The following is a 21646-nucleotide window of genomic DNA, read 5'->3' as shown; positions in this document are numbered from 1 at the left end:
CGGGGCCGGCGGTTGGGCCGGCGGCGGAGCGCCGGAGCCCCCGGCCCGGCCACGGTTCGGGGGACGGAGGAATTCCCCGTGTTACTTTTCGTGAACGCCCGCCGGACGGCCCCCGCACGCACGAGGCCCCCGGGCGGGAGCAGGAACCGTCCGGTCCTGTCCCCGCCGGGGGCCTCGTGCGTCCGGCGCGCGGCGCGGCGCCGCTCAGCCGGCCGGGGAGCCCCGGTCCTCGTCGTCGCCGGACGGGGTCGTCGCGGCACGGTCCGGCCGGGACGCCCAGGTGAGGTAGCCGCCGTCGAGGTTCACGACGTCTCGGCCGTGCTGGGCCAGGACGCGGGCGGCGAGGTAGCCGCGCAGGCCGGCCTGGCAGTGCACCACGATCTCGCCCTCCGGCAGCTCGTCGAGGCGGTCCCGGAGCCGGTCCAGCTCGATGTTGATCCCGCCGGGGATCGGCATCGACGCGTGCTCGCCCGGGGTGCGGACGTCCAGCAGGGTCGCACCGGCGGCGAGGCGGTCGTCCAGCTCGTGCCACTGGACGGTCTCGACGAGCCCGTCCCGGTGGTTGCGGTCGATGTAGCCGAGCATGTTCACGGGGTCCTTCGCGGAGCCGTAGAGCGGGGAGTAGGCGAGCTCGAGCTCGGCGAGTCCGGCCGCCGGGATCCCGCCGGTGATGGCCGTGGCGATGACGTCGATGCGCTTGTCCACACCCGCCCCGCCCACCCCCTGGGCGCCGAGGATCGCGTCGTCCTCCGGGTCCACGAGCAGCTTCAGGGCCATCCCCTCCGCCCCGGGGTAGTAGCCGGCGTGGTTCGCCGGGTGCGTGTGGACGGTCCGGTAGGGTCGGCCCGCGGCGCGCAGCCGCTTCTCGTTCCAGCCCGTGGCCGCGACCGTGAGGCCGAAGACCCCGACCACGGACGTGCCCAGCACCGGCCGGTCGGACACGTCCATGCCGGCGATGACGTCGGCGACGAGCCGGCCCTGGAGGTTGGCCGTGTTGGCCAGGGCGACGAGCGTGGCGGAGCCGTCGAGGGCGTCGCGCTTCTCCACCGCGTCCCCCACGGCGTAGACGTCCGGGTCGGAGGTGCGCATGTGCTCGTCGACGACGATGCCGCCGCGCTCCCCGATCTCCAGGCCCGCCGCCCTGGCGAGCGTGCTGTCCGGGCGGACGCCGACCGCGGCGAGGACCACGTCGGCCGGCAGCTCCGTGCCGTCGTCGAGCGTCAGGGTGCGCTCCCCCACCTCGGTGACCGTGGTCCCCAGCCGCAGGTCCAGCCCGCGCTCGCGCATCAGGGTGTGCACGGGCTCGACCATCTCGGGGTCGAGCGGGGCCATGACCTGCGGCGCGGCCTCGACGAGGGAGACCTGCAGGCCGCGGTGGACGAGGTTCTCCGCGACTTCGAGGCCGACGTAGCCGCCGCCGACGACCACGGCGGAGCGGGCGCCCCCGGCCGCCGCCACGACCGCGTCGGTGTCCTCGATGTCGCGCAGCACGAGGGCGCGCTCCATGCCGGGCACGGGCGGGCGGACGGGGACGGCTCCCGGGGAGAGGACGAGGGCGTCGTAGCCCCGCTCCTCCTCCCGGCCCGAGGCGAGGTCCCGGACCCGCAGCACGTGCCGCTCCCGGTCGACGTCGACGACCTCGTGCCCCACGCGCACGTCGAGGCCGAAGCGGGCGCCGAGGGACTCCGGGGTCTGCAGGAGCAGCGCGGAACGCTCCTCGATCACGCCGCCCACGTGGTAGGGCAGTCCGCAGTTGGCGAAGGACACGTGGCCGCTGCGCTCGTACACCGTGATCTCGGCGTCCTCCAGCAGTCGGCGCAGACGGGTGGCCGCGGACATTCCTCCGGCGACGCCGCCCACGATGACGATTCTCATGGGCTCATGCTACCGGCGCCGCTCAGGCGGCCGCGCGGCCCCGCCCCGGCCAGCCCGGCGTCCTGAGCCGGCGCCGGAGGGTGCTGCCGGGCCGGGTCCCGGTGAACTCGCCGTCGGCGCCGCACGCCGCGACCCAGCCTGGGGCGTCCCGGCCGAGCACGTGCGCGGCGCGGGCGTAGGCCTGGGCCTCCACGGCGCTCGGCGCGGCGACGACGACCCGGTCCCACGGACTCTCCGCGGCGGCTCCGCTCACCGGGTCGACCAGGACGCCCACGGAGCGCTCGACCACGGCGAGGCCCCGCCGGCCGCTCCGGACGAGGGCCGCCCGCACCCCGGGCTCCACCCCGGCGCCGGGACCCGCGGGCCGCGCCGTGCGGGCCGTCGGCGCCGCCGCGACCAGGGCGGCGGCCTCCTCGAGCGGTCCGCCCACGGCGCACGCTCCGCCGGCCTCGGCGACCAGCGCGTGACCAGGGTGCTCTTGCGCGAAGGCCTGGACCGTGCGGTCCGCCGTCCACGCGGCGGCGACCGCCGCGAGGTCCAGGACGGTGCCGCGGCCCATGCGCAGCCGCCGCGTGGGCACGTCCAGCTCGAGGCGCCCGATCCCGGGCGCCGGGCGCGGGGCGAGCCCGTCCAGGGCCCGCCAGGCCGCCGCCCCGGTGGTGGGGTCGACGAGCCCGCTCGTGAGGCGGGCGGTCAGCAGGGCGGCGGCGACGAGCTCGGCCAGGACGGGCCCGACGACCACGTCGACGTCCCCGTGCTCGGCGAACCGGTTGAGCAGGGACAGCTCCGAGTCGATGCGCTCAGGGTCCACGGCCCGGGCGACCTCGCGGCGCACGCGCTCGGCCAGCCGGAGGGCCTCGGCCTGGAGGTCAGGGGCGGGGGCGCGCACGGCCCCGGCACCCGGGGCGCGGGGCGGGATCGGGGTGGGCATGACCGTCTCCTGGCGGTGGGGGGGGAGGGAGAGACGCGCGGTGGTGGGAGGAGCAGCGGGCAGGTGCTGACGAGCATACGCGCGCGGGGTGCCGGCGGGCGGGAACGTGACCGGCCGTGACCCGGCTGTCATCCCGCCGTCATCCGGTCGTCATCCGGCCGTCGCGGCTGCGGACCGCGACCGGCCCGCGGCGGCGACGGGAACGGGCGCACCGGTCTCCGCACCGGTTCCCGCGCCGGTCCTCCCACCGGTCGGGAGGCCGGGCGGGAGGCCGATCGGGAGGACCGGCGGGAGGACCGGCGGTAGGCCGGTCGGGAGGACCGGCGGGATCCCGGCCGGGACCGCGCGGGCAACCCCGGCCGGCGCTGCGGCCCAGCGCAGCACGTCGGCCGGCCGGTTCGTGGTGAGCTGCTGGACGCCGAGCGCGCGGCACAGGTCCACGTCCCGCTCGGTGTCGACCGTCCAGACGCGCAGCACGCGGTCCTCGGCCCGCCACTGCCGCACCAGCTCGGGGCGGTCCCGGACGAGGTCCAGGCCCGGGCCCACCAGGTCCACGAGGCCCGCCGAGATCACGGGCAGCGCCGGCGGCACCACGAGACGCAGGCCGGCGTGCAGGACCGCCGCGGCCGCGCGGGCCACGCGCAGGCTCTCCCGGACCGTGCCGCGGGTGGTCGTCCCCACCAGCTGGCACACGTGCCGGGCGGGCACCGTCTCCAGGAAGTGCCGGACGGCGTCGGGGTGGAAGCTCATGAGCGAGACCGTGACGTTCTCCAGCCGCCCGGTCTCGGGGTCCCAGCCCTCCCGCATCAGCAGGCCCAGGACCTCCTCCTCGAGCCGGTGCCCGTACGGGCTGGGGTGCTTCGTCTCCACCGCCAGGCCCACGGGCCGGCCCGCGCCCCGCAGCAGGTCTAGGAGCTCCGGCAGGGTCAGCAGCTGGCGGTCCGGCGCGCCGTGGCCGGGCGGGATGCGCGTGCCCTTCCACGAGGTCCAGTCGAGCCGCCGCAGCTCGGCCAGCGTGCGGGCGGACACCGGGCCCCGGCCGTCGCTGGTGCGGCCCAGCTGGGCGTCGTGGTGCAGGACGAGATGGCCGTCGCGGCTGAGGTGGACGTCGCACTCCACGCCGTCGGCGCCGTCCAGCAGCGCCTGCACGTAGGCGGCCCGCGTGTGCTCCGGGAAGGCCGCGCTGGCTCCCCGGTGGGCGTAGACGATCGGCCGCACGGCGCTCCCTCGACTGTCGGTCGGGGCGCGGTGGGCCCCGCTTCACGCACCAGGCTAGGGAGACGCGGTGAACGCCGGACCACGCCCCGGCGGAGCTGTCGTGAACGACGACGACGCCCCGCACGGGGCGGGGCGTCGTGGTGCGGCGGGCAGGCGCGGCGCGGGACCTACTGCTCGCCGGTGATCTCGCCGTGGGCCGCGGCCACCGTGTCCGGCTTCCGGTCCCGCTTGCTCCGGCGGCCCTTCCGGTCGTCGAACCGGGGGGCCCGCTCCTCGAGGCCGAGCTCGGCGGGGAACGTCGTGGGCAGCGGCCCGAACGCCTCGTGGGTCGCGGCGATGACCTGCTTGGACATCGCCAGGTTCGCTCCCCCGCCGACGACCGCGCCCACGCCGAACGGCAGGGCACGGCCGAACACGGCCCCCGTCTGCTTGAGCAGGAAGCGCTTGACGAACATGTTGCGGATGATCCGGCTGACGTCGAAGGTCTTGGCGTCGTCCTTGCCCATCATGATGCCCCAGGAGGACATCATGCCCTTGCCCTTGGTGCCGCTGGCCAGGATCTGGTTCATCACCTGGCGCCCGTCCTCGCCGAGCATGAGGGCCATGACCATGGTGCGGGTCTTCTCCGGGTCCTCGGTGTGCACCCCGTGCAGCTCGGCGATCGCCTGGGCGTACAGGGCGGTGGCCTCGAGGTAGCCGACCACCGCGAAGGAGGACAGCCCCAGGGAGGCGACGGTGCCGATGCCGGGGACCACCGCGGTGGCGCCGACGGCCCCGCCGCCCAGCGTCACGGAGCGGACGTAGAACTTCTCGAGCCGCTTGGCGATCTGCTCGGGCGTCTCGTCCGGGTGCTCGGCGCGCTCCTTCTGGACGAAGCTCAGGACCACGGGCCGCTGCACGCGCAGCACGGTGTCGAGGAGCTTGTTCATGGCGGGCTTGGGCTTGCCCTCGTCGTCGAACGCGTTGTTCAGGGGGTTCAGGTCCATGGCGTGCTCTCCTTGTGGGGTGCCGGGACGGCGGGTCTGGAGCCACTATATGCACAGCAGGCTGATGGGGTCCCGGGATTCGCCGACGGCGGAGGGCGGGGCCCGGTCAGCTCCCGGGCAGCCGGGAGACGGAGGGGTCGACCTTCTGGAACGAGTCCGGGAACTCGGCGCGCAGCCGCACCAGCTCGCGGGCGAACGCGTCCAGGTCCCGGTCCTCCTGGCTGACCGGCTCCCACTGCCGGGCCGGCAGGGCGTGCCCCTGCTCGTCGAGGGCGACCATGACCATGAGGCAGTTGGTCGTCAGCACGAGCTCGCCGGTGGCGGGGTCCCCGGACCAGCAGTTGACGGAGATGTGCAGACCGCGGGCCGCGGTGTGGATGAGCCGGGCCCGGACCTCCACGAGGTGGCCGATGTGCATGGGCCGGTAGAACCGGACGCCCCCGGCGTAGACGGCGATGACCGGGCGGCCCGCCCACCGGGCTCCGCACACGTACGCGGCCTCGTCGATCCAGCGCATGGCCGTGCCGCCGTGCACCTTCCCGCCCCAGTTGATGTCCGTGGGCGCGGCGAGGAAGCGCAGCACCGTCTCCTCGGCCGTGCCCTCGTCCGTGTAGCGCTGCTCGGCCATGAGCGCCTCGATGCTGTTGCGCAGCTCGACCCGCCGCTGCGTGATCGCCGACTGCTGCCGTTCGTACTCGGTCTCGGGGGCCCACTGCGGGACGGGGGTGGGCCGGCCGTCCCCGTCCACCGCGACCATGATGATCAAGCACGTGTCCTTGAGCGTCACCCCGTGCTCGCGGGGGTCCGCCGAGGCCACCTCCACCCGGATGTGCATCGAGGACCGGCCGGTGTGCACGATCTTGGCGGAGACCTCCACCATGTCCCCCACGCACACCGGGCGGTCGAAGTGGATGTTGCCCACGTACGCCGTGACGCAGTAGGCCCGGGACCAGCCCACGGCGCACGCGTACGCGGCCTTGTCGATCCACTCGAGGACGCGCCCGCCGTCCACGGTGCCGGTGCGCCCGGCGTCGGTCGGGGCGGCGAGGAAGCGGAGAACAGCGGTGTCGCGTGCGGCCATGCCCCCAGTGTGGCACGGCTCACGGCGGCGCTCACTCCACGAGCGGCGCCCACGCGTTGAGCCGGCGGAGCATGTCCGACTTCTTGCGGGTGTGCCCCTCCATCCGCACCAGGATGTCGTCGAGGGCCTCGATGGCGTCCACCACGAACGGGCCCTTGTTGAGCATGACGCACTCCGCGCGCTGGCCCATCGCCGCGTCCGTGACCTCGGCCCGGGAGGGCAGGCCCTTCTTGGCGAGGGACTCGAGGACCTGGGTGGCCCAGACGACCGGCACGTGCCCCGCCTCGCACAGCCACAGGATCTCCTCCTGCACCTCGGCCATCCGCTCGAACCCGGTCTCGACCGCGAGGTCCCCGCGGGCGATCATGACGCCCACGTCCTGCCACCGCATGGCCTCGAGGAGCATGGGGGGCAGGGACTCGAAGCCGCCCACGGTCTCGATCTTCAGGGTCACGTCCAGAGCGGTGTTGCCGATCCGCTCGAGCTCCCGCAGCAGGTCCGCCACGTCCTCCCGCGAGCGCACGAAGGACATGTTGACGATGTCGGCGTGCTCGGCCACGAACGGCAGGTGGGACCGGTCCTCGTCGGTGAGCGCGGAGACGCGCAGGTCCGTCTCGGGCAGGTTGATGCCCTTCCCCGCCTTGAGCTTGGTGCCGTCGGGGCCGGCCTGCAGCACCTCCAGCGTGATCTCGTCGGGCCCCACCGCGGTGATCCGGCAGCGGATCTTCCCGTCGTCGATCCAGGCGGGCTGGCCCTCCCGGGCGTCCGTGAACACCTCGGGCAGGGAGCAGCCGATCCGGTAGGGGCCCTCGGCCCGGACCGGGGCGGGCGTGAGGTCGCGGGTCAGCACCACGGTGTCCCCCGCGCGCACGCGCAGGGACTGCTCGACGGCGGGGAGCTCGCCGAGCACGCCCTCCGTGCCGTCCTCGGCGCCGACGGCCAGTCCCGTGGCGAAGTACACGGTCTTGGAGCACTCGACCAGCACGCCGGGCCCCGTGGCCTCGAGCACCCGCAGGGTCCGCCCGGAGCCGCGCGCGTCCTTGAGCCGCAGCCGCTCTCCCGGGGTGCGGGCCGCGGTCCAGGCGGCGTCGGCCACGGGCACGGCCGGGGCGTCGTCGTCGATCCCGGGGTCCGCCTCGCCCAGCCACAGCCGGGCCGGGGTGGTCACCCGGCCGCTGCTGTCCCGGACGGGCTTGATCTTCTCGACCTGCGGGCCGGGCTCGATCGGCCCGGTGCGCAGCTTCGGTCCCGCGAGGTCCATGGCCACGCGGACCTCCCGGCCCAGGGCCTGCTCGGCCGCGCGGACGTGCTCCAGCATGGCCGCCCACTGCTCGGGGCCGTCGTGCGCGCAGTTGATCCGGGCGACGTCCATCCCGGCGCGGACCATGTCCTCGACGAGCCGGGGGTCCCCGGCGGCCTCCGACGGGAAGGTGACCATGATCCGGGTGCTGCGCCCGTCCCGGCCGGGACCGAGCAGCGCGGCGGTGTTGCGGCGCAGGATCTCCGCACCGGGCAGGCCGGGCCCGTCGGGCTCCGGGCCGGCCCCGGGCACCTCGACGTCCTCCGCCGCCCGGCCGGCGAGCACCCGCAGGGTCTCCAGCACGGCGTCCAGGTGGCTCATGACGCCCGCCTCCATCCGGCCCAGGGAGGACACGCCCAGGCCGCTCAGGTCCCGCTGCAGGTCCCGCACGTCCTGGCTGCGCACGGCCACGTAGTCCACGAGGTTCAGCGCGGAGCGGCGGTGCCGGGGGTTCACGCGCTCGAGCTGCGGCACGGCCGCGCGGCGGGCCCGGACCACCACGTCGGCCAGGGCGAGGACGCGGTCGAGCAGCTCCGCGGCGCGCTCCTGGCGGGTGCTCGTGCTGACCATGCCGTGCTCCTCCCCGTGGCCGCGGGCGGGGTCCGCCCGGTCGCGGCCGCCGTCGGTCCGCTGACTCCCCATGATCCTCCTCGTCCGCTGCCCTGTCAGCGCCGACCGTAGTCGGCCCGGGCGAACAGCGGCTGAACGCGAGGAGTCCGGGACGGTGACGCCCCGCGGGCGCCGCCGGGCGGCTAGGCTCGTGCGGACGTCACCGCCTCCGCCCGCCCCTCGGCGGGCGCCGGGTCCCACCACCGGAAGGACACACCGTGATCAGCTCGGAGAACGTCAGGGCCTACGTGGAGCGCATGGCCTCCGGCGAGCCCGCCCCCGGCGGCGGCGCCGCGGGAGCCCTGCAGGCGGCGCTGGGCGCGGCGCTGCTCGCCATGTCCGCCCGCTACTCCACGGGCTCCGAGCACGCGGCGCAGGCCGAGCGCGCGGCGGCCCGCGCCGAGGAGCTGATCCCGCGCGCCCTGGGCCTCGCGGACGACGACGCCGAGGCCTTCGGCGCGCTCTCCGGCGCCTACGGCCTGCCGAAGGACACCGACGAGGAGCGGGCCGAGCGCTCGCGGGCGGTCCAGGAGGCCACGGCGGGCGCCGCGCAGCCCCCGCGGGCGCTCATCGGGGTGGGCGCCGAGGTCGTGGGGCTCGCGCGCGAGCTGACCGGCTGGTGCAACCCCAACGTCCTCAGCGACGTGGCGGCGGCCGCCGAGGCGGCCCGGGCCGCCGTGGCCACGGCCATGGTCACGCTCGAGATCAACGTCCGCTCCCTCAAGGACGCCGCGGTCCGGGAGGAGCTGCGCGCGGGGCTGACCCAGGGCGAGCAGGCCGTCGAGGACGCCGCGGAGCTCACCCGGCGGATCCGCGAGCGCGTCCGGGGCTGAGAGCGGGGTCCTCAGCCGCCCGCGGCCGGCTCCGGGGCGGCGGGGCGGCGCACCCAGAAGGAGCCGACGACGGCCAGCAGCGAGATCACCGCGCCGCAGAGGAAGGCCGCCCGGACCCCGGCGGCGGCGGCCTCGACCCCGGGCGCGCCGGAGGCGGCCGTGCCGAGGGTCATGACGGTGATGAACAGCGCGGCGCCGGCGGCGCCGGCGACCTGCTGCACCGTGCCGACCACGGCGGAGCCGTGGGCGTGCAGCTCGTGCGGCAGCGCGCCGAGGCCGGCCGTGAACAGGGGCGTGAAGATGAGGGCGAGGCCCGTGCTCAGCACCACGTGGGCGAGCAGGACCGCGGGGACCGGGGTCTCCTCCGAGGTGAGGGTGAAGCTCCACAGCGCGCCGCTCACCACGAGCGTGCCGGGCACGAGCAGCACGGCCGGCCCGGAGCGGTCGTACACCCGCCCCACCGCCGGTGCGAGCAGGCCCATGACCAGCCCGCCCGGCAGCAGCAGCAGCCCGGTGGCCAGCGGGTCGAGGCCCTGCACGTGCTGGAGGTACAGGGGCAGCACCAGGAGCGTGCCGAACAGCGCGGTCACGCTGAGCCCCAGCACCACGGTCGCCGCGGTGAAGGTCCGCGACGTGAAGGTGCGCAGGTCCAGCAGGGCCCGGTCCGCGCGCTGGAGCCGGAGCTGGCGGCGCACGAACACGGCGAGCCCGGCGGCGCCCACGCCCAGCGGCGCCCACGCCGGGACGGCGGCCGCGGCGCCCTCCCCGATGGTGCTCAGGCCGTAGACCAGCCCGCCGAAGCCCAGGGCGGAGAGCACGACCGACGGGACGTCGAGGGACGCCGCCCGGGGCTCGGTCACGTTCGGCATCCGCAGCGCCCCGAGCACCAGGGCGGCGAGGGCGATCGGCAGCACGGCCAGGAACATCCAGCGCCAGTCGAGCACGCTGAGGATGATCCCGGAGATCGACGGGCCCACGGCGGGGGCCACCGAGATGACGATCGAGATGTTGCCCATCACGCGGCCCTGCCGGGTGGGCGCCACGAGCGTCAGGACGGTGGTCATCAGCAGCGGCAGCATGATCGCCGTGCCGCCCGCCTGGACCACCCGCCCGGCGAGCAGGACGCCGAAGCCCGGCGCCGCGGCGCAGATCAGCGTGCCGGCGCTGAACAGGCCCATCGCGGCGAGGAACACGGGCCGGGTGTGCAGCCGCTGGAGCAGGAACCCGGTGACCGGGATGACCACGGCCATCGTCAGCATGAAGGCCGTGGTCAGCCACTGGCCGGCGACCGCCGTGATCGACAGGCTCGCCATCAGGCTCGGCAGCGCCACGCCCATGATCGTCTCGTTGAGGATCACCACGAAGGTGGACGCGAGCAGCAGCCCGATGACCAGGCGGTCGCGGGCCGCGAGATCCGCCGCCGGCGGCTGCCGCGGGACGGGCGCGGCCGGCGGGGCGGGAACGGCCGGCGGGGCGGGAACGGGGGCCGGTGCGCCCGGGGGCGCGGGCGCACCCGTCGGGGCGGGCAGGGGGACGTCGTGGGACATGGGCGGGTTCCTTCGGGCGAGAGGGGGAGAGCGACGTCCGCACCGTGGGCGGGACGTCACCCCCAGATCCTAGGCCCGGGGAGAATGGTCGGCATGCGCAGATACCTCAAGGACGCCGGCGTGCACGCCGAGATCGTTCCCGACGGCTTCACCGAGGGCGGGTTCGTGCTGTCCATCGGCGGCGCCGAGCAGTCCCACGTGAACCTCGCCCACCCCGGAGAGATCTTCTACGAGTACCTGCGGCGGATCGGCAACGTCGTCGACGTCGTCGCCGAGCCCGGCGCGCCGGTCACCGCGGTCCACCTGGGCGCCGGGGCCCTGACGCTCGCCCGCTACGTGGCCGCGACCCGGCCCGGGTCCGCCCAGGTGGCCGTGGAGCTCGAGCGCGAGCTGCCCGCCTTCGTCCTCGAGGCGCTGCCCCTGCCCGCGGGGGCGGACGTCCGGATCGTCGTCGACGACGCCCGGGCGTCGCTGCCGGACGTCGTCGCCCCCGGCACCGCGGACCTCGTGGTCCTCGACGTCTTCTCGGGCCGGGACGCCCCCGACCACCTCACGGAGGCCTCCTTCTACGCCGAGGCCGCCCTCCTGCTGGCGCCCGGCGGGGTGCTGGTCGTCAACGTGGGCGACGACCCCGGCCTGGCGTTCTTCGCCGGCCAGGCGCGGGCGGCGCGGGAGGCGCTCGCCGACGTGTGGTGCCTGGCCGAGGAGCGGCTGCTCACGGGCCGCTATCCGGGAAACCTCGTCCTCGTGGGCGGTCGCCGGGCCCTGCCCCGGCCGTGGGCGGACGCCCTCGCCGCGGCCGGGCCGCACCCGGCGGGCGTGCTGGACGGCCTCGGCCTGGAGGAACTGCTCGGGCGGCTGTAGCGTGGGTCACACCGCCGAGCCGAGGAGCGCCGTGAGCACCCCCGAGAACACCGTCGAGCACGCCGCCGAGAGCACCGCCGTCCTGGAGTCCGCCCCCGCCGTCGAGGGCGAGACGTTCTCCCGCGTGGCCCTGACGCCCGCGGCCGTGGAGCTGCTCGGCACGCTGCGGGACGTGCACGGACGGCTGATGTTCCACCAGTCCGGCGGGTGCTGCGACGGCTCCGCGCCCATGTGCTATCCGGCCGGGGACTTCCTCACCGGCCCGGCGGACGTGCTGCTGGGCGTGTTCACGCTGCCCGGGGACCCGACCACGGCCGAGCTCGAGTTCTGGATCTCGCGCGAGCAGTTCGAGTACTGGAAGCACACCCTGCTCACGGTGGACGTGGTGGAGGGGCGCGGGTCCGGCTTCTCGGTGGAGGCCCCGGAGGGCAAGCGGTTCCTGATCCGCTCCGCGCTCAGGCAGGATCCGGACGGCTCCTGAGCCGGCCCTGCTCGTCGAAGGACGGGCCCCGGTCGTGGACCGGGAACGTGCTGAAGGCCGGAACCTCGTAGGGGTGGGCCCCGGCCATCGCCCGCAGCACGCGCTCGCGGTCCGCCGCCGGGTACAGCGTCTCGATGCGGACCTCGTCGACCTCCTGCGGCGTCCCGACCTCCCCGATCGTGGGGCGGGCCCCGGGCAGCGGCGTGAACCGTCCGGTGCCGCGGCTCACGAACGCGGTGTGGGAGTAGTGGCCGGCGCGCCCGGCCCCGGCGTCGCCGAGGGCCCGGAGGACCTGCTCGGCGTGGGTCACGGGGACGTAGACGACCAGGCAGTGGGTCCCGGTGCCGGGGGGCTCAGGAGTCATGGGGCGCACACACCTCCGGCTCGTCGTGGTCGGCGGGCTCCAGCTGGATCGTGGAGTGCTGGACGGACACCGGGAAGTGCTCGGCCACGCAGCGCTGGATCCGGCCCAGCGCCTCGGCCGAGCCGCCGGAGTAGAAGTACTCCTCCTCGAGCACCACGTGCGCGGTGAGCACGGGCAGGTCGGAGGAGATCCGGGTCGCGTGCAGGTCGTGGACCTCGACCACGTGCGGCAGCTCGAGGATGTGCCCGCGGACCTCGTCGACGTCGAGCCCGGGGGGCACGCTCTCCATGAGCACGGACAGGGACTCCACCAGCAGCCGGATGGTGCGGGGCACGATGAGCGCCCCGATGAGCAGCGCGACGACGGCGTCGGCCTGCATCCAGCCGGTGAGGGTGATGACCACGGCCGCGATGATCACCGCGACCGAGCCGAGCGCGTCGTTGAGCACCTCGAGCGTCGCCGCGCGCAGGTTCAGATTGGAGCGCCGGCCCCCGAGGAGCACCGCCATCGCCACCAGGTTGCCGGCCAGTCCCAGGACGCCGAAGACCAGCATCTCGGCCGAGGCCACCGGGTGCGGCTCGAGGAACCGGCGCACGCCCTCCACGAGCACGAACAGCCCCACCGCCAGCAGCACGCCGGCCTGCAGGGCCGCGGCCACGATCTCCGCGCGCCGCCAGCCCCAGGTGCGCCGGGCGCTCGGCGGGCGCAGGGTCAGCTGCGCGGCGATCAGCGCGAGCAGCAGCCCGCCCGCGTCGGTGAGCACGTGGGCGGTGTCCAGGAGCAGCGCCAGGGACCCCGTCCACAGGGCGCCCACCAGCTGGACGACGAACAGCGCCGCGGTGATGCCGAAGGCGGTGGCGATCCGCCACCGGTCGGTCCCGGGACCGGCGTGCGAGTGCCCGGGCCCGTGGTCGTGCCCGTCCTCCGCGCGCCCGCGGTCCCCGGCGTGGTTCTGAGCCATGCCTTCATCGTAGAACGCCCGGCGCGGCCCGGCGGCCGGAGCGGGTCAGGCGGTGACGAACCCGCTGAACTCCCCGGTGGCGGGCCCGTAGTGGGAGTCCACCTTCATGACGGCGCCGGGCGTGCCGCCGCCGTTGAGTGCCTTGAGCAGGTCCCGCACCGCGCGCCGGGGCCCCTCGGCGATCACCCCCACGGTGCCGTCCGCGTTGTTGACCGCCGAGCCGCGCAGGCCCAGCCGCTCGGCGTGGCGGGCGGTCCAGAAGCGGAAGCCGACGCCCTGCACGGAGCCGTGCACCACGGCGGTGAGGCGCAGGTCCTCCTCGAGGTCCAGCTGTTCGGGGTCCCGGCCGGCGGAGGCGCCGGAGTGGATCGGTGGCAGGCTCACAGGTCCACCACCGTGGACTCGCCGGGATCGATCTGCTCACCGCTGGTCCGGGCCTTCGCCCAGCGCAGCGCGGTGGCCACCGTCCCGGGGCTGCGCCAGTGCTCGGCGGTCTCCGTGCGGACCCGCAGCACCACGAGGCCGGGGGTGCCGGGCCCGTCCGGGTAGTACGCCTTCAGCGCGTCGGACCAGAGCCCCTCGAGCACCTGCGGGTCCTCGACCACCTCGGCCGCGCCGGAGATCGAGACCCACTCGTGGTCCCCCACGAACGCGACGTTGACGGCGTCGTTGGCCGCCACGTCCCGGACCGAGGAGGTGTCCCGGCTGGTGAAGAAGTTGAGGTCCTCCCCCGGGGCGACGTCGACCACGGTCATCGGGCGGCTGACGAGCTTGCCGGTGGGCTCCCGGGTGCTGAGCATGCCGACCCGGGTGCGGTTCACGAACTCGACGATGTGCTGGATGTCATCCTGGTGCGTGTTCATGTGGTCAGATTAGGGAACGACCGCGCCCCGTGGCACGGCCGGGCCGAGAAATTCATCATGGGCGGAACCACGTGTCATCCGCCGGCGGGCCGGACCGGTCCGCGCTGCCCACGAGAGGACCAGAGCAGGCCGATGGACGACGCACGGGTCCCGGACCGGACCGCCGAGGAGAACACCGAGACGATCACCGAGAAGAGCACGGAGAAGATCACGGAGAAGACCGCAGGGACGACGGCGGAGAAGACCGCTGGGGAGTCCGCGGGCCAGGCCGGCGGGTCCGTCCCCGGGCCGCTCAGCGCCCAGGACCGGATCGAGATCAACGAGATCCTGAGCTTCTCCTCGCACCTGCTGGACAACCGCCGGTGGGACATGTTCGGGGAGGTCTTCGTGCCGGAGGTCCGCCTCTGCGCGCCGCAGGGCGAGTTCACCGGCCCGGCGGGCGTACGGCGCTTCGCCGAGACCGTCGATCTCTCCCGCTTCCCCGCCACGCACACGCTGAACTCGATCGTGGAGGCCGTGGACGCGGACACCGCCGTGGCCTGGTCCAGGATGCTGCTGCTGACCTGGGACCGGCGAGTGGCCTGCGGCGACTACATCGACACGTTCCGCCGCACCGAGCACGGGTGGCGGATCGAGCGGCGCACCGTGGCGCCCCGCAACGACTCCGCCTCCGTGGCGCTCGCCGAGGGCGGATACGCGCCCGACCCGTACGCCTACGCGATGTTCGACGGCGCCGTGCTCGCGGCCGCAGGGCGGGCCGGCCGATGAGCTCCGCGCCGGGGACCGGGTGGGACCGGGTGCCCGCCGCCGACGCCCTCGAGATCGGCACCGTGCTCAGCCGGTGCGCCCGGGTCGTGGACGCCCGGGCCTGGCACGACCTCGACCGGGTGTTCACCGGGGACGCGGTCGTCGTGTCCTCGGGCGGGACGGCGCGCGGGCACGCCGAGATCGCCGAGCGGGCCCCGGACGGGACCCGGGATCCGCACCTGATCACCGACACCGTGCTGCGCCGGCTCGCCCCGGAGCGCGTGCGGGCCTGGAGCAAGTGGCTCGTGGTGCGCGCGGACGGCTCCGCGCTGGGCGGGGACCAGTTGGACCTGCTCGTGCGCACCCCGCGCGGCTGGCGGATCGCCGAGCGCCGGATCGCCGCCCTGGACGTGACCGGGGAGGCCGCGCCCGCGCGCACCCTCGGCGCGGCCGACTTCCTGGCCTGAGCCCGGCAAGGAGGAGGGGCGGCCGCCGCGCCCGGGATCCGGGTCCGCGGCGGCCGCCCCTCCGGCGGGTCCGTGCTCAGACGGTCACGGCTGCACCTCGAGCGCCTCGGAGATGAGCGTGCCGCCGTCGGAGAACTCGATGGTCTTGCCGATGGTCGAGGGGTCGTCCAGCACGGCCGAGACCACGAGTGCCACGTTGGCCCGGGAGGTCTCGTGCTCGCCCTCCCGCTCTCCCCCGGACGCGTCGATCTTGCCGCTCGCCTCGTCGTCGGTGAGGGCGCCGGGACCCACGATGGTCCAGTCCAGCGAGGATGCGCGCAGGTGGTCGTCGGCGTCGGCCTTGGCCTGGGCGTAGGCGTGGAAGGGGTTGTCCTCGGGGACGCCGTGGTCCTGGCCGGCCCCGAAGTAGGAGACCATGACGAAGCGCTTGGCCCCGGCCATCACGGCGGCGTCCATGGCGCGGATCGCGGCGTCCCGGTCCACGGCGTAGGTGCGCTCGGGGCTGCCGCCGCCGGCGCCGGCGCTCCACACCACGGCGTCCTGGCCCTCGAGCAGGTCGGCGAGCTGTGCGACGGACAGCTGCTCCACGTCGGCGACCACGGGGGTCGCGCCGGTGTTCTCGACGTCGTCGGTGTGGTCGGGGTTGCGGAAGATGCTCGTGACGTCGTTGCCGCCGGTCTTGAGCAGCTGGGCGAGGATGAGGGCGACCTTGCCGTGGCCGCCGATGATGGCTGTGCGGGACATGGATGTGCTCCTTGGGGTGCGGATCGGGTGCTGAGGGGACGTGGTGCTCGTCCCCGACGCTATCCCCCCACCGGTCGCAGGGACACGGCTCACGCGGAGGGCGAAACCGGGAATGCGCCCGGCCCCGGGCGACCGCCCGGGGCCGGGCGGGGCTCGGGTAGCCTCGAGGAGGCCCCTGTTCCCGACCGAAGGCTGCCCCCGTGCTGATCTTCCAGCTCCTGCTGTCCGCGATCGCCCTCGTCCTGCTGGTCGCCGCGCTGCTCGACGGCGCGTGGACGCTCGCCCTCATCGCCGCGATGATGCTGCTGGTCGCGCTGTCCGGCGTGTTCATCGCCCACCGCCGGGAGAAGCACCTGGGTCTCCGCTGAGCCCTGCCGCTCCGCGGCGGGACCGCACCCCCTGCCGCACCCTCGCCGCGCGTCTACTCCGCGGCGTCCTGGATGCCGGTCACCGCGGTGAGGATGAACACCGCGTCCTCCAGGGCCTCCACGGAGTGCCGCTCCACGGGGATCACGTGCAGGTGCCCGGCCTCGAGCACCAGGTCCTCGCTCGAGCTGACCCGGATCCGCCCGTGCAGCACCTGCAGGCTCCCGGCGTACGGGGCGCCGTGCTCGGCGAGCACCGCACCCTCCTTGAGGGCCAGCAGGGTCTGGCGCAGCACCTTCTGGTGCAGGAGCTGCTCGGCGCTGCGCCCGTGGGGGGCGTGGCGGGCCTCGTTGAGGTGCTGCAGGGCGATCTCGTTCAGGTGCTGCATGGTTCTCCTCCTGGGTAGGTGATCCGGTCTCCGTCGACCACGGCGAAGTCCCGCAGCGTCGCGGGGGTCCGTTTGCCGGGGCCCATGATGTGCTGCACGTCGTGCCCGCGCACCAGGAGGGCCTCGGCCACGAGCGAGCGGTGGCAGCGCCACCAGACGGCCTCCGCGCACATGATCGCGACGACGCGGTCCTCGGCGAGCTGCTCCAGCTCGGCCAGCGCGGCCCGGAACTCGTCGGTCTGCATGTGGTCGGCGTAGCCGCGGAAGGACTCGTTGCGCCACGCGGTGTTGACCGAGTCCTTCGAGGTGGGACGCAGCCCGCCCAGGCCCTTGCAGTAGCTGTGCGCGATGCCGGCCTCCGCGAGCGTGCCCGGCAGCGCGTCGAGGTTGAACTGCGGGTTCGTCCGGGAGCGCGGCACCGTGCGGATGTCGACGAGCTGCTGCACCTCGGACTCCCGCAGCAGCTCCACGAACTCCTCGGCGGAGCGCGTGGAGTGGCCCACGGTGTAGACGGTGTGCGCTGTCATGTCCCCCACCCTACTGATCCTGCTGACGCGCACCGGCGACGGCGGCGTCCCCGGGCGACGTCGGCGGGTTCCCGATCCCGGGCGTCCGGGGCACCATGGGAGCATGACGGAGCACATGCCGAGCGACGAGATCAGCCTCGACTCCGACGCGGACCCCGGTCCGGCCGCGGCACCGGGCCCCCTCCCGTCCGACTGGAACCCGCGCGGCCCGCGGGCCCGTCGCGACGCCTTGGCCGTGTACGACTCGATGCGTGCGCGCTGTCCCGTGGCACGCGGTCCGAGCGGGGCCTGGACGCTGTTCGCCCACGCCGACGTCGTCGCGGCCGCGCTCGACCACGAGACCTTCTCCAACGGGGTCTCCCGCCATCTCCAGGTGCCGAACGGCCTCGACGGCCCCGTCCACACGGCCTTCCGTGCCCTCGTGGAGCGGTACTTCACGAGGGCACGGATGACCGCCCTCGAGCCCGTGGTGCAGCGCGTCGCGGCGGATCTGGTGGCGCAGCTCCGGGTTCCGGGGCCGGTCGACGCCGTCGAGCTCGGTGCCCGCTACGCCGTGCGGGCGCAGACCGCCTGGCTGGGGTGGCCGGCCGGGCTGGAGGACGAGCTGCTGCAGTGGATGCAGGACAACCGTGCCGCCACGCGCTCCCGGGACCGCGCGCGCACCGCCGAGGTGGCGCGGCGCTTCGACGCGATCATCCGGTCCCTGACCCGTGCCCGGCGGGAGACCGGTGACGACGCGCCCGAGGACGTCACCACCGAGCTCGTGCGCGAACGCGTCGACGGCAGGGAGCTGACCGACGACGAGATCGTCTCGGTCCTGCGCAACTGGACGGGTGGTGACCTGGGGTCGATGGCGCTGTGCACGGGTGTGGTGCTCGCCCGGCTCGCCGACCACCCCGGGCTGCAGGAGCGGCTGCGCGCAGGCGTGCCGGACCGGGAGTTCGACCAGGTCCTCGACGAGATCCTGCGGATCGACGACCCGTTCGTGGTGAACCGCCGCGTCACGACCGAACCCGTCACGGTCGGCGGACGCCGGTTCGTCGCCGGCGACCGGGTCTTCCTGAACTGGGCCTCCGCCAACCGTGACCCGCGGGTGTTCGGTGATCCCGACGCCTTCGACCCGGCCGGGAACGCGCCGTACAACCTGGTGTACGGGATCGGGAAGCACGTGTGCCCCGGCAGGCCGCTGGCGACCCTCGAGCTGCGGGCGCTGACCCGCGCCGTCCTGGCCGGGACGGCCGGGATCGAGCCCGACCGGGACCGGGCGCGAACGCGCGAGCTGCCGCCGGTGGGCGGGTTCGCCGCCGTCCCGCTGCGCCTGCGCTGACCTCCGGGCACCGGGGGCGCCGCGCCGACGTGCTGCGGGGCAGTGCGGCGGACCCCGTGCTCCCCTGGATGCCCGGGATCACCGTGCCGGTGCAGGGCGCGGGGAGACGGGGCCGCGGTCCTGGCGGCGGGATCTCAGCCGCCGTCGGTGTCCTGCGGCACCCAGCGGGCCGACCCGGTGGGCGTCCTCCGGTCGCCGCCCAGCGGGGAGTTCCACGCCTCGTGGTCGGCCATGGTGAAGCGGCGGCCCGTCACCGTCGTCGGGAGGATGCGGACGAACCGGTCCTTCATCCCCTCCTGCCACGGGAACAGCGGCAGCTGCAGGGCCTCCATCAGGGCGTGGCCGGGCCGGACGCTCTCGGCCTCGCCCTTGACGACCACGCTCCACGCCGTGCTGGTCGCGGGGTCGTGCCCGTCGATCTCGAGGGCCACGGCACGGCCCTCGAGCGCACCGCTCACCTTCGTGCCCAGCCCCGAGCGGAAGACCACGGTCCCATGGTCGACCACGTAGTTGATCGGGAAGATCTCCGGCGCCCCGTCCACCACGACGGCCAGCCGGGCGACGCCGTCCGCCCGCAGCCGGTCCCAGCAGTCCTCGGGCCCGAGCTCCTCCACGTCCTTGCGGTACCAGTCCACCGTCGTCCCCTTCCCGTGCGCCTCGGCCGCCCGGACGTGCCCGGCCGCCACCTCCAACCTACGGGGCCGCCGCCGCCGGGGGAACCGGAGCGGGACGTGGAAGAATCGGGGGCATGAGCGTGGTGATCGCGGGATGCGGAGACCTGGGCACGGAGATCGGGCTGCGGCTGGCCGAGCAGGGCCACGAGGTGCTGGGGCTGCGCCGCCGCGCGGAGCTGGTGCCGCCGCCCCTGACCGGGCTGGCGGTGGACCTGAGCACGGAGGTCCCCGAGCTGCCGGGCGACGTCGAGCTCCTGGTCGTCGCCACGGCCGCGGACGGACGGACGCCCGAGGCCTACCGCGCGGCCTATCTCGACGGGCTGCGGCACGTGGCCGACGGGCTGCGCGCCGCCGGGGCCCTCCCCCGGCGCGCCCTCCTGATCTCCTCGACCGCCGTCTGCGGGGACGCCGGCGGTGGGGAGGTCACCGAGGACACCCCGCCGGACCCCTCGACCCCCACCGCGCAGATCCTGCTGGAGGCCGAGGAGCTGTTCCACGAGCAGTTCCCCCACGGCACGGTCCTGCGGCTGTCCGGGATCTACGGGCCGGGCCGGACGCGGCTGATCGACAAGGTGCGCTCCGGGGACGTCGCGGCCGGGGCCGCGTGGACCAACCGCATCCACCGGGACGACGCCGCGGCCGCCGCCGTGCACCTGCTCACCATGGACGCCCAGCCGCTCACCCTGTACCTCGGCACGGACGACGAGCCCGTGCCGGAGCTGGAGGTCCTCGAGTTCCTGGCGCAGGAGCTCGGCGTCCCCCGGCCCGAGGACGTCCCGGAGGCGGACGCGCCGCCCCGGGGCTCGAAGCGGCTGTCCAACCGGCGGCTGCGGGAGTCCGGTCTCGAGCTCCGCCACCCCACCTACCGGGAGGGCTACCGGGCGGTGCTCGCCGGGGAGGGTGTGCGCCACCCCTGATCGGCCCGCACCCGCAGCACCACGTCGCGCACCTCGTAGGCGGCGATCAGCTCGACCCACGAGACCCGCGGCGGGTGGGCGAACTGCAGCGGCAGCCGCAGCAGGCGCTGCAGGAAGACGTCGGTCTCCTGGATCGCGAGGAACCCGCCCGGGCAGCGGTGGGCGCCGTCCCCGAAGGACATGACCTCGGGCCGGATCCTCCGCGGCCGGGACCGTTCCGGGCACAGCTGCCGGGCGTCCTCCCCGAGCGCCCGCTCGTCGGCGTTCGCCTGACGGACGTAGAGGTCGAGCAGGGCCCCGGCGGGCACCTCGTGGCGCTCGTCCCCGTCCTCCAGGACCAGGTCCCGGGTGGTCCGGCGGTAGAGGTGGCCCACCACCGGCTCCAGGCGCAGGATCTCGTGCAGGATCCCGTGCCGGGCCGGTTCGTCGGCCGCGAGGTACTCCTGCCGCAGCCGGTCGTCCTCCAGCAGGTGCCAGGCGGCCACCGCGATGAACTCGCGGGTGGTCGCCATGCCGGCGGCGGCGTAGGTGACGCACTCGACCAGGATCTCCCGGTCGGTGTAGCCCTCCGCGAGCAGGTGCGAGACCACGTCCTCCTCGGGCTGTTCGCGTCGTGCCCTGATGGCCGGGCGCACGTCCTTGAGCCGGAACGCGTTCATCGCCCACATCGGCCGCAGGGATCCGAGGACGGCGCCCACCCGGCCGGCGAGCCGCCGCGGCGCACCGCCGGGACCGGCGGCTCCGGTGACGGGGCCGCTGAAGAAGCGCTCGAGGCGCCGGGACATGCCGTCGACGTCCGAGTTCGTCAGCCCCACCACCTGGGCGGCGACCTCCACGGAGTAGCGCAGGGTGATCGCGGACAGCTCGGCCCCGCCGTCCTGCCGGATCCGCTCGACCAGCTCGTCGGCGCGCTCCTCCATCAGGTCCCGGTAGCGGCGGCTCACCGCGGCCGGGGTGAAGAACCGCGCGGTGGCTGTGCGCTGGCGCCGGTGCTCGGGACCGTCCGCGTAGAGCACGGGCGGGTGGTCACCGGTGAGGCCCTGCCGGGCGGTCTCCGCGCTGAAACCGGCCTGGACCGTGGCGTCGGCCTCCCGCAGCACCTGGCGGACCAGGGGCAGGGACCGCACGTGCCACACCCCGTCGAGCACCTCCACCCGCGGCCCGCCGCGCTCATCGGGCGGGACGGTCCTGCGCCGGTCGCCGTGCGGGACGGGGCAGCGGGTCTCGGGACGGGGGTCGTCGCTCATGGGGTCATGGTAGCCGCGGGATCGCACCGGCGCGGCGGACGAGGGCAGGGGCCTGGAGCACGTCAGCGCCCCGGTTCCGCGACGAGAACCGCGACGTCGAGCGGGTCACCGCTGATGCCGTGCTGCTGCATCACGTCCGGGGTCCGGTGCAGCTTCTCAAGGTCCAGCTCGCCCGGGAATACCGGCAGCTCGACCTTCTCGGTGGGCTTGGCGGGGCACCCGAGTGCACCTTCGGTTGTGGGCCGACTCGCCCACAGGCCGGACGCTCCGGACCGCGAATGCGACCAGGGCCACTCCTACACTTTCAACTATCTGCTTTTGCACACATC

At 74.9% G+C, this 21646-nt stretch carries 24 protein-coding genes; 8 read left to right on the top strand and 16 right to left on the bottom strand.

Features of this window, described 5'->3' with window-relative positions:
* Window positions 1–204 precede the first annotated feature (204 nt).
* The 6 genes from AVL61_RS08730 to AVL61_RS08705 form a co-directional block, all read right to left on the bottom strand.
* On the bottom strand, window positions 205–1875 hold the full coding sequence (locus AVL61_RS08730) for an FAD-dependent oxidoreductase (RefSeq protein ID WP_058873960.1): 1671 nt from the start codon (window positions 1873–1875) through the stop codon (window positions 205–207).
* 22 nt (window positions 1876–1897) lie between these two features.
* Window positions 1898–2806, bottom strand: coding sequence for an FAD:protein FMN transferase (locus tag AVL61_RS08725; protein ID WP_058873959.1), 909 nt, complete (start codon window positions 2804–2806; stop codon window positions 1898–1900).
* Between the two features lie 150 nt (window positions 2807–2956).
* Window positions 2957–4024, bottom strand: a complete 1068-nt coding sequence (locus AVL61_RS08720; RefSeq protein WP_082697041.1) for a glycerophosphodiester phosphodiesterase — start codon at window positions 4022–4024, stop codon at window positions 2957–2959.
* Between the two features lie 167 nt (window positions 4025–4191).
* Entirely contained in the window at window positions 4192–5010 is an 819-nt protein-coding gene (locus tag AVL61_RS08715) for a hypothetical protein (protein WP_058873958.1), read from the bottom strand.
* A gap of 106 nt (window positions 5011–5116) precedes the next feature.
* A complete protein-coding gene (locus AVL61_RS08710; protein WP_058873957.1) occupies window positions 5117–6091 on the bottom strand; it encodes an acyl-CoA thioesterase in 975 nt (324 codons plus the stop codon).
* 31 nt (window positions 6092–6122) lie between these two features.
* Entirely contained in the window at window positions 6123–8033 is a 1911-nt protein-coding gene (locus tag AVL61_RS08705; protein WP_231738335.1) for a pyruvate kinase, read from the bottom strand.
* 185 nt (window positions 8034–8218) lie between these two features.
* On the opposite strand from AVL61_RS08705, the gene AVL61_RS08700 reads away from it, so the two are divergent.
* Window positions 8219–8833 carry a cyclodeaminase/cyclohydrolase family protein gene (locus AVL61_RS08700; protein WP_058873956.1) on the top strand — a complete coding sequence of 205 codons (615 nt, stop codon included), beginning with the start codon at window positions 8219–8221 and terminating at the stop codon, window positions 8831–8833.
* A gap of 11 nt (window positions 8834–8844) precedes the next feature.
* Here the strand turns inward: AVL61_RS08700 and AVL61_RS08695 are convergent, their stop codons facing one another.
* Window positions 8845–10380, bottom strand: a complete 1536-nt coding sequence (locus AVL61_RS08695; protein ID WP_082697040.1) for a DHA2 family efflux MFS transporter permease subunit — start codon at window positions 10378–10380, stop codon at window positions 8845–8847.
* A gap of 93 nt (window positions 10381–10473) precedes the next feature.
* Between AVL61_RS08695 and AVL61_RS08690 the strand changes: the two genes are divergently transcribed.
* Together AVL61_RS08690 and AVL61_RS08685 are read left to right on the top strand one after the other, a co-directional pair.
* Window positions 10474–11244, top strand: coding sequence for a spermidine synthase (locus AVL61_RS08690; protein WP_231738334.1), 771 nt, complete (start codon window positions 10474–10476; stop codon window positions 11242–11244).
* Between the two features lie 31 nt (window positions 11245–11275).
* Entirely contained in the window at window positions 11276–11725 is a 450-nt protein-coding gene (locus tag AVL61_RS08685) for a DUF779 domain-containing protein (protein ID WP_058873993.1), read from the top strand.
* Here the strand turns inward: AVL61_RS08685 and AVL61_RS08680 are convergent.
* From AVL61_RS08680 to AVL61_RS08665, 4 genes are read right to left on the bottom strand one after another with little or no spacing between them, the layout of a single operon-like run.
* Window positions 11700–12089 (bottom strand): YqfO family protein, encoded by a 390-nt coding sequence (locus tag AVL61_RS08680; RefSeq protein WP_058873954.1) that lies wholly within the window; start codon window positions 12087–12089, stop codon window positions 11700–11702. The two genes, AVL61_RS08685 and AVL61_RS08680, sit on opposite strands and share 26 nt — an antisense overlap.
* Complete coding sequence (locus AVL61_RS08675; protein WP_058873953.1) at window positions 12079–13050, bottom strand: cation diffusion facilitator family transporter; 972 nt, start codon at window positions 13048–13050, stop codon at window positions 12079–12081. The genes AVL61_RS08680 and AVL61_RS08675 overlap by 11 nt, the downstream gene beginning before the upstream one ends.
* A 45-nt stretch (window positions 13051–13095) precedes the next feature.
* A complete protein-coding gene (locus tag AVL61_RS08670) occupies window positions 13096–13434 on the bottom strand; it encodes an acylphosphatase (protein ID WP_197412671.1) in 339 nt (112 codons plus the stop codon).
* Window positions 13431–13913 (bottom strand): pyridoxamine 5'-phosphate oxidase family protein, encoded by a 483-nt coding sequence (locus AVL61_RS08665; protein ID WP_058873952.1) that lies wholly within the window; start codon window positions 13911–13913, stop codon window positions 13431–13433. The genes AVL61_RS08670 and AVL61_RS08665 overlap by 4 nt, the downstream gene beginning before the upstream one ends.
* A 132-nt stretch (window positions 13914–14045) precedes the next feature.
* Between AVL61_RS08665 and AVL61_RS08660 the strand changes: the two genes are divergently transcribed.
* Together AVL61_RS08660 and AVL61_RS08655 are read left to right on the top strand one after the other, a co-directional pair.
* Complete coding sequence (locus tag AVL61_RS08660; protein WP_058873951.1) at window positions 14046–14681, top strand: nuclear transport factor 2 family protein; 636 nt, start codon at window positions 14046–14048, stop codon at window positions 14679–14681.
* Window positions 14678–15127, top strand: coding sequence for a nuclear transport factor 2 family protein (locus tag AVL61_RS08655; RefSeq protein WP_082697039.1), 450 nt, complete (start codon window positions 14678–14680; stop codon window positions 15125–15127). Before AVL61_RS08660 ends, AVL61_RS08655 begins: the two co-directional genes overlap by 4 nt.
* An 84-nt stretch (window positions 15128–15211) precedes the next feature.
* Here AVL61_RS08655 and AVL61_RS08650 read toward each other — a convergent pair whose 3' ends face one another.
* Window positions 15212–15871, bottom strand: coding sequence for an SDR family oxidoreductase (locus AVL61_RS08650; protein WP_058873949.1), 660 nt, complete (start codon window positions 15869–15871; stop codon window positions 15212–15214).
* A gap of 200 nt (window positions 15872–16071) precedes the next feature.
* Between AVL61_RS08650 and AVL61_RS17840 the strand changes: the two genes are divergently transcribed.
* Window positions 16072–16239: a hypothetical protein gene (locus AVL61_RS17840; protein WP_157571350.1), complete on the top strand. Its 168-nt coding sequence runs from the start codon at window positions 16072–16074 to the stop codon at window positions 16237–16239.
* A gap of 53 nt (window positions 16240–16292) precedes the next feature.
* Here the strand turns inward: AVL61_RS17840 and AVL61_RS08645 are convergent, their stop codons facing one another.
* Window positions 16293–16625 carry a cupin domain-containing protein gene (locus AVL61_RS08645; RefSeq protein ID WP_058873948.1) on the bottom strand — a complete coding sequence of 111 codons (333 nt, stop codon included), beginning with the start codon at window positions 16623–16625 and terminating at the stop codon, window positions 16293–16295.
* Window positions 16613–17152 carry a DUF488 domain-containing protein gene (locus AVL61_RS08640; RefSeq protein WP_058873991.1) on the bottom strand — a complete coding sequence of 180 codons (540 nt, stop codon included), beginning with the start codon at window positions 17150–17152 and terminating at the stop codon, window positions 16613–16615. Before AVL61_RS08640 ends, AVL61_RS08645 begins: the two co-directional genes overlap by 13 nt.
* 103 nt (window positions 17153–17255) lie before the next feature.
* Here AVL61_RS08640 and AVL61_RS08635 point away from each other — a divergent pair, with 103 nt between their 5' ends.
* Window positions 17256–18479 carry a cytochrome P450 gene (locus AVL61_RS08635; protein ID WP_058873947.1) on the top strand — a complete coding sequence of 408 codons (1224 nt, stop codon included), beginning with the start codon at window positions 17256–17258 and terminating at the stop codon, window positions 18477–18479.
* Window positions 18480–18613: 134 nt separating this feature from the next.
* On the opposite strand, the gene AVL61_RS08630 is transcribed toward AVL61_RS08635, so the two are convergent.
* Window positions 18614–19114 (bottom strand): pyridoxamine 5'-phosphate oxidase family protein, encoded by a 501-nt coding sequence (locus tag AVL61_RS08630; protein WP_058873990.1) that lies wholly within the window; start codon window positions 19112–19114, stop codon window positions 18614–18616.
* Between the two features lie 113 nt (window positions 19115–19227).
* Here AVL61_RS08630 and AVL61_RS08625 point away from each other — a divergent pair, with 113 nt between their 5' ends.
* Window positions 19228–20070, top strand: coding sequence for an SDR family oxidoreductase (locus AVL61_RS08625; protein ID WP_058873946.1), 843 nt, complete (start codon window positions 19228–19230; stop codon window positions 20068–20070).
* Here the strand turns inward: AVL61_RS08625 and AVL61_RS08620 are convergent.
* Complete coding sequence (locus AVL61_RS08620) at window positions 20028–21317, bottom strand: cytochrome P450 (RefSeq protein ID WP_058873945.1); 1290 nt, start codon at window positions 21315–21317, stop codon at window positions 20028–20030. The two genes, AVL61_RS08625 and AVL61_RS08620, sit on opposite strands and share 43 nt — an antisense overlap.
* Between the last annotated feature and the right edge of the window lie 329 nt (window positions 21318–21646).

Source organism: Kocuria rosea subsp. polaris (genome assembly GCF_001483755.1).
Lineage (GTDB): Bacteria > Actinomycetota > Actinomycetes > Actinomycetales > Micrococcaceae > Kocuria > Kocuria cellulosilytica.
The sequence above is the reverse complement of the archived record's forward strand: the minus strand, read 5'-3'. Positions and strand labels throughout refer to the sequence as shown.

Bases quoted from the DNA above. Each gene is read 5' to 3' on its own strand.
- AVL61_RS08645 (WP_058873948.1), bottom strand. From the start codon at position 16,625: ATGCAGCACCTGAACGAGATCGCCCTGCAGCACCTCAACGAGGCCCGC.
- AVL61_RS08715 (WP_058873958.1), bottom strand. From the start codon at position 5,010: ATGGACCTGAACCCCCTGAACAACGCGTTCGACGACGAGGGCAAGCCC.
- AVL61_RS08650 (WP_058873949.1), bottom strand. From the start codon at position 15,871: ATGTCCCGCACAGCCATCATCGGCGGCCACGGCAAGGTCGCCCTCATC.
- AVL61_RS08710 (WP_058873957.1), bottom strand. From the start codon at position 6,091: ATGGCCGCACGCGACACCGCTGTTCTCCGCTTCCTCGCCGCCCCGACC.
- AVL61_RS08730 (WP_058873960.1), bottom strand. From the start codon at position 1,875: ATGAGAATCGTCATCGTGGGCGGCGTCGCCGGAGGAATGTCCGCGGCC.
- AVL61_RS08680 (WP_058873954.1), bottom strand. From the start codon at position 12,089: ATGACTCCTGAGCCCCCCGGCACCGGGACCCACTGCCTGGTCGTCTAC.
- AVL61_RS08725 (WP_058873959.1), bottom strand. From the start codon at position 2,806: ATGCCCACCCCGATCCCGCCCCGCGCCCCGGGTGCCGGGGCCGTGCGC.
- AVL61_RS08690 (WP_231738334.1), top strand. From the start codon at position 10,474: ATGCGCAGATACCTCAAGGACGCCGGCGTGCACGCCGAGATCGTTCCC.
- AVL61_RS08640 (WP_058873991.1), bottom strand. From the start codon at position 17,152: ATGACAGCGCACACCGTCTACACCGTGGGCCACTCCACGCGCTCCGCC.
- AVL61_RS08675 (WP_058873953.1), bottom strand. From the start codon at position 13,050: ATGGCTCAGAACCACGCCGGGGACCGCGGGCGCGCGGAGGACGGGCAC.
- AVL61_RS08705 (WP_231738335.1), bottom strand. From the start codon at position 8,033: ATGGGGAGTCAGCGGACCGACGGCGGCCGCGACCGGGCGGACCCCGCC.
- AVL61_RS08665 (WP_058873952.1), bottom strand. From the start codon at position 13,913: ATGAACACGCACCAGGATGACATCCAGCACATCGTCGAGTTCGTGAAC.
- AVL61_RS08655 (WP_082697039.1), top strand. From the start codon at position 14,678: ATGAGCTCCGCGCCGGGGACCGGGTGGGACCGGGTGCCCGCCGCCGAC.
- AVL61_RS08625 (WP_058873946.1), top strand. From the start codon at position 19,228: ATGAGCGTGGTGATCGCGGGATGCGGAGACCTGGGCACGGAGATCGGG.
- AVL61_RS08635 (WP_058873947.1), top strand. From the start codon at position 17,256: ATGACGGAGCACATGCCGAGCGACGAGATCAGCCTCGACTCCGACGCG.
- AVL61_RS08660 (WP_058873951.1), top strand. From the start codon at position 14,046: ATGGACGACGCACGGGTCCCGGACCGGACCGCCGAGGAGAACACCGAG.
- AVL61_RS08695 (WP_082697040.1), bottom strand. From the start codon at position 10,380: ATGTCCCACGACGTCCCCCTGCCCGCCCCGACGGGTGCGCCCGCGCCC.
- AVL61_RS08620 (WP_058873945.1), bottom strand. From the start codon at position 21,317: ATGAGCGACGACCCCCGTCCCGAGACCCGCTGCCCCGTCCCGCACGGC.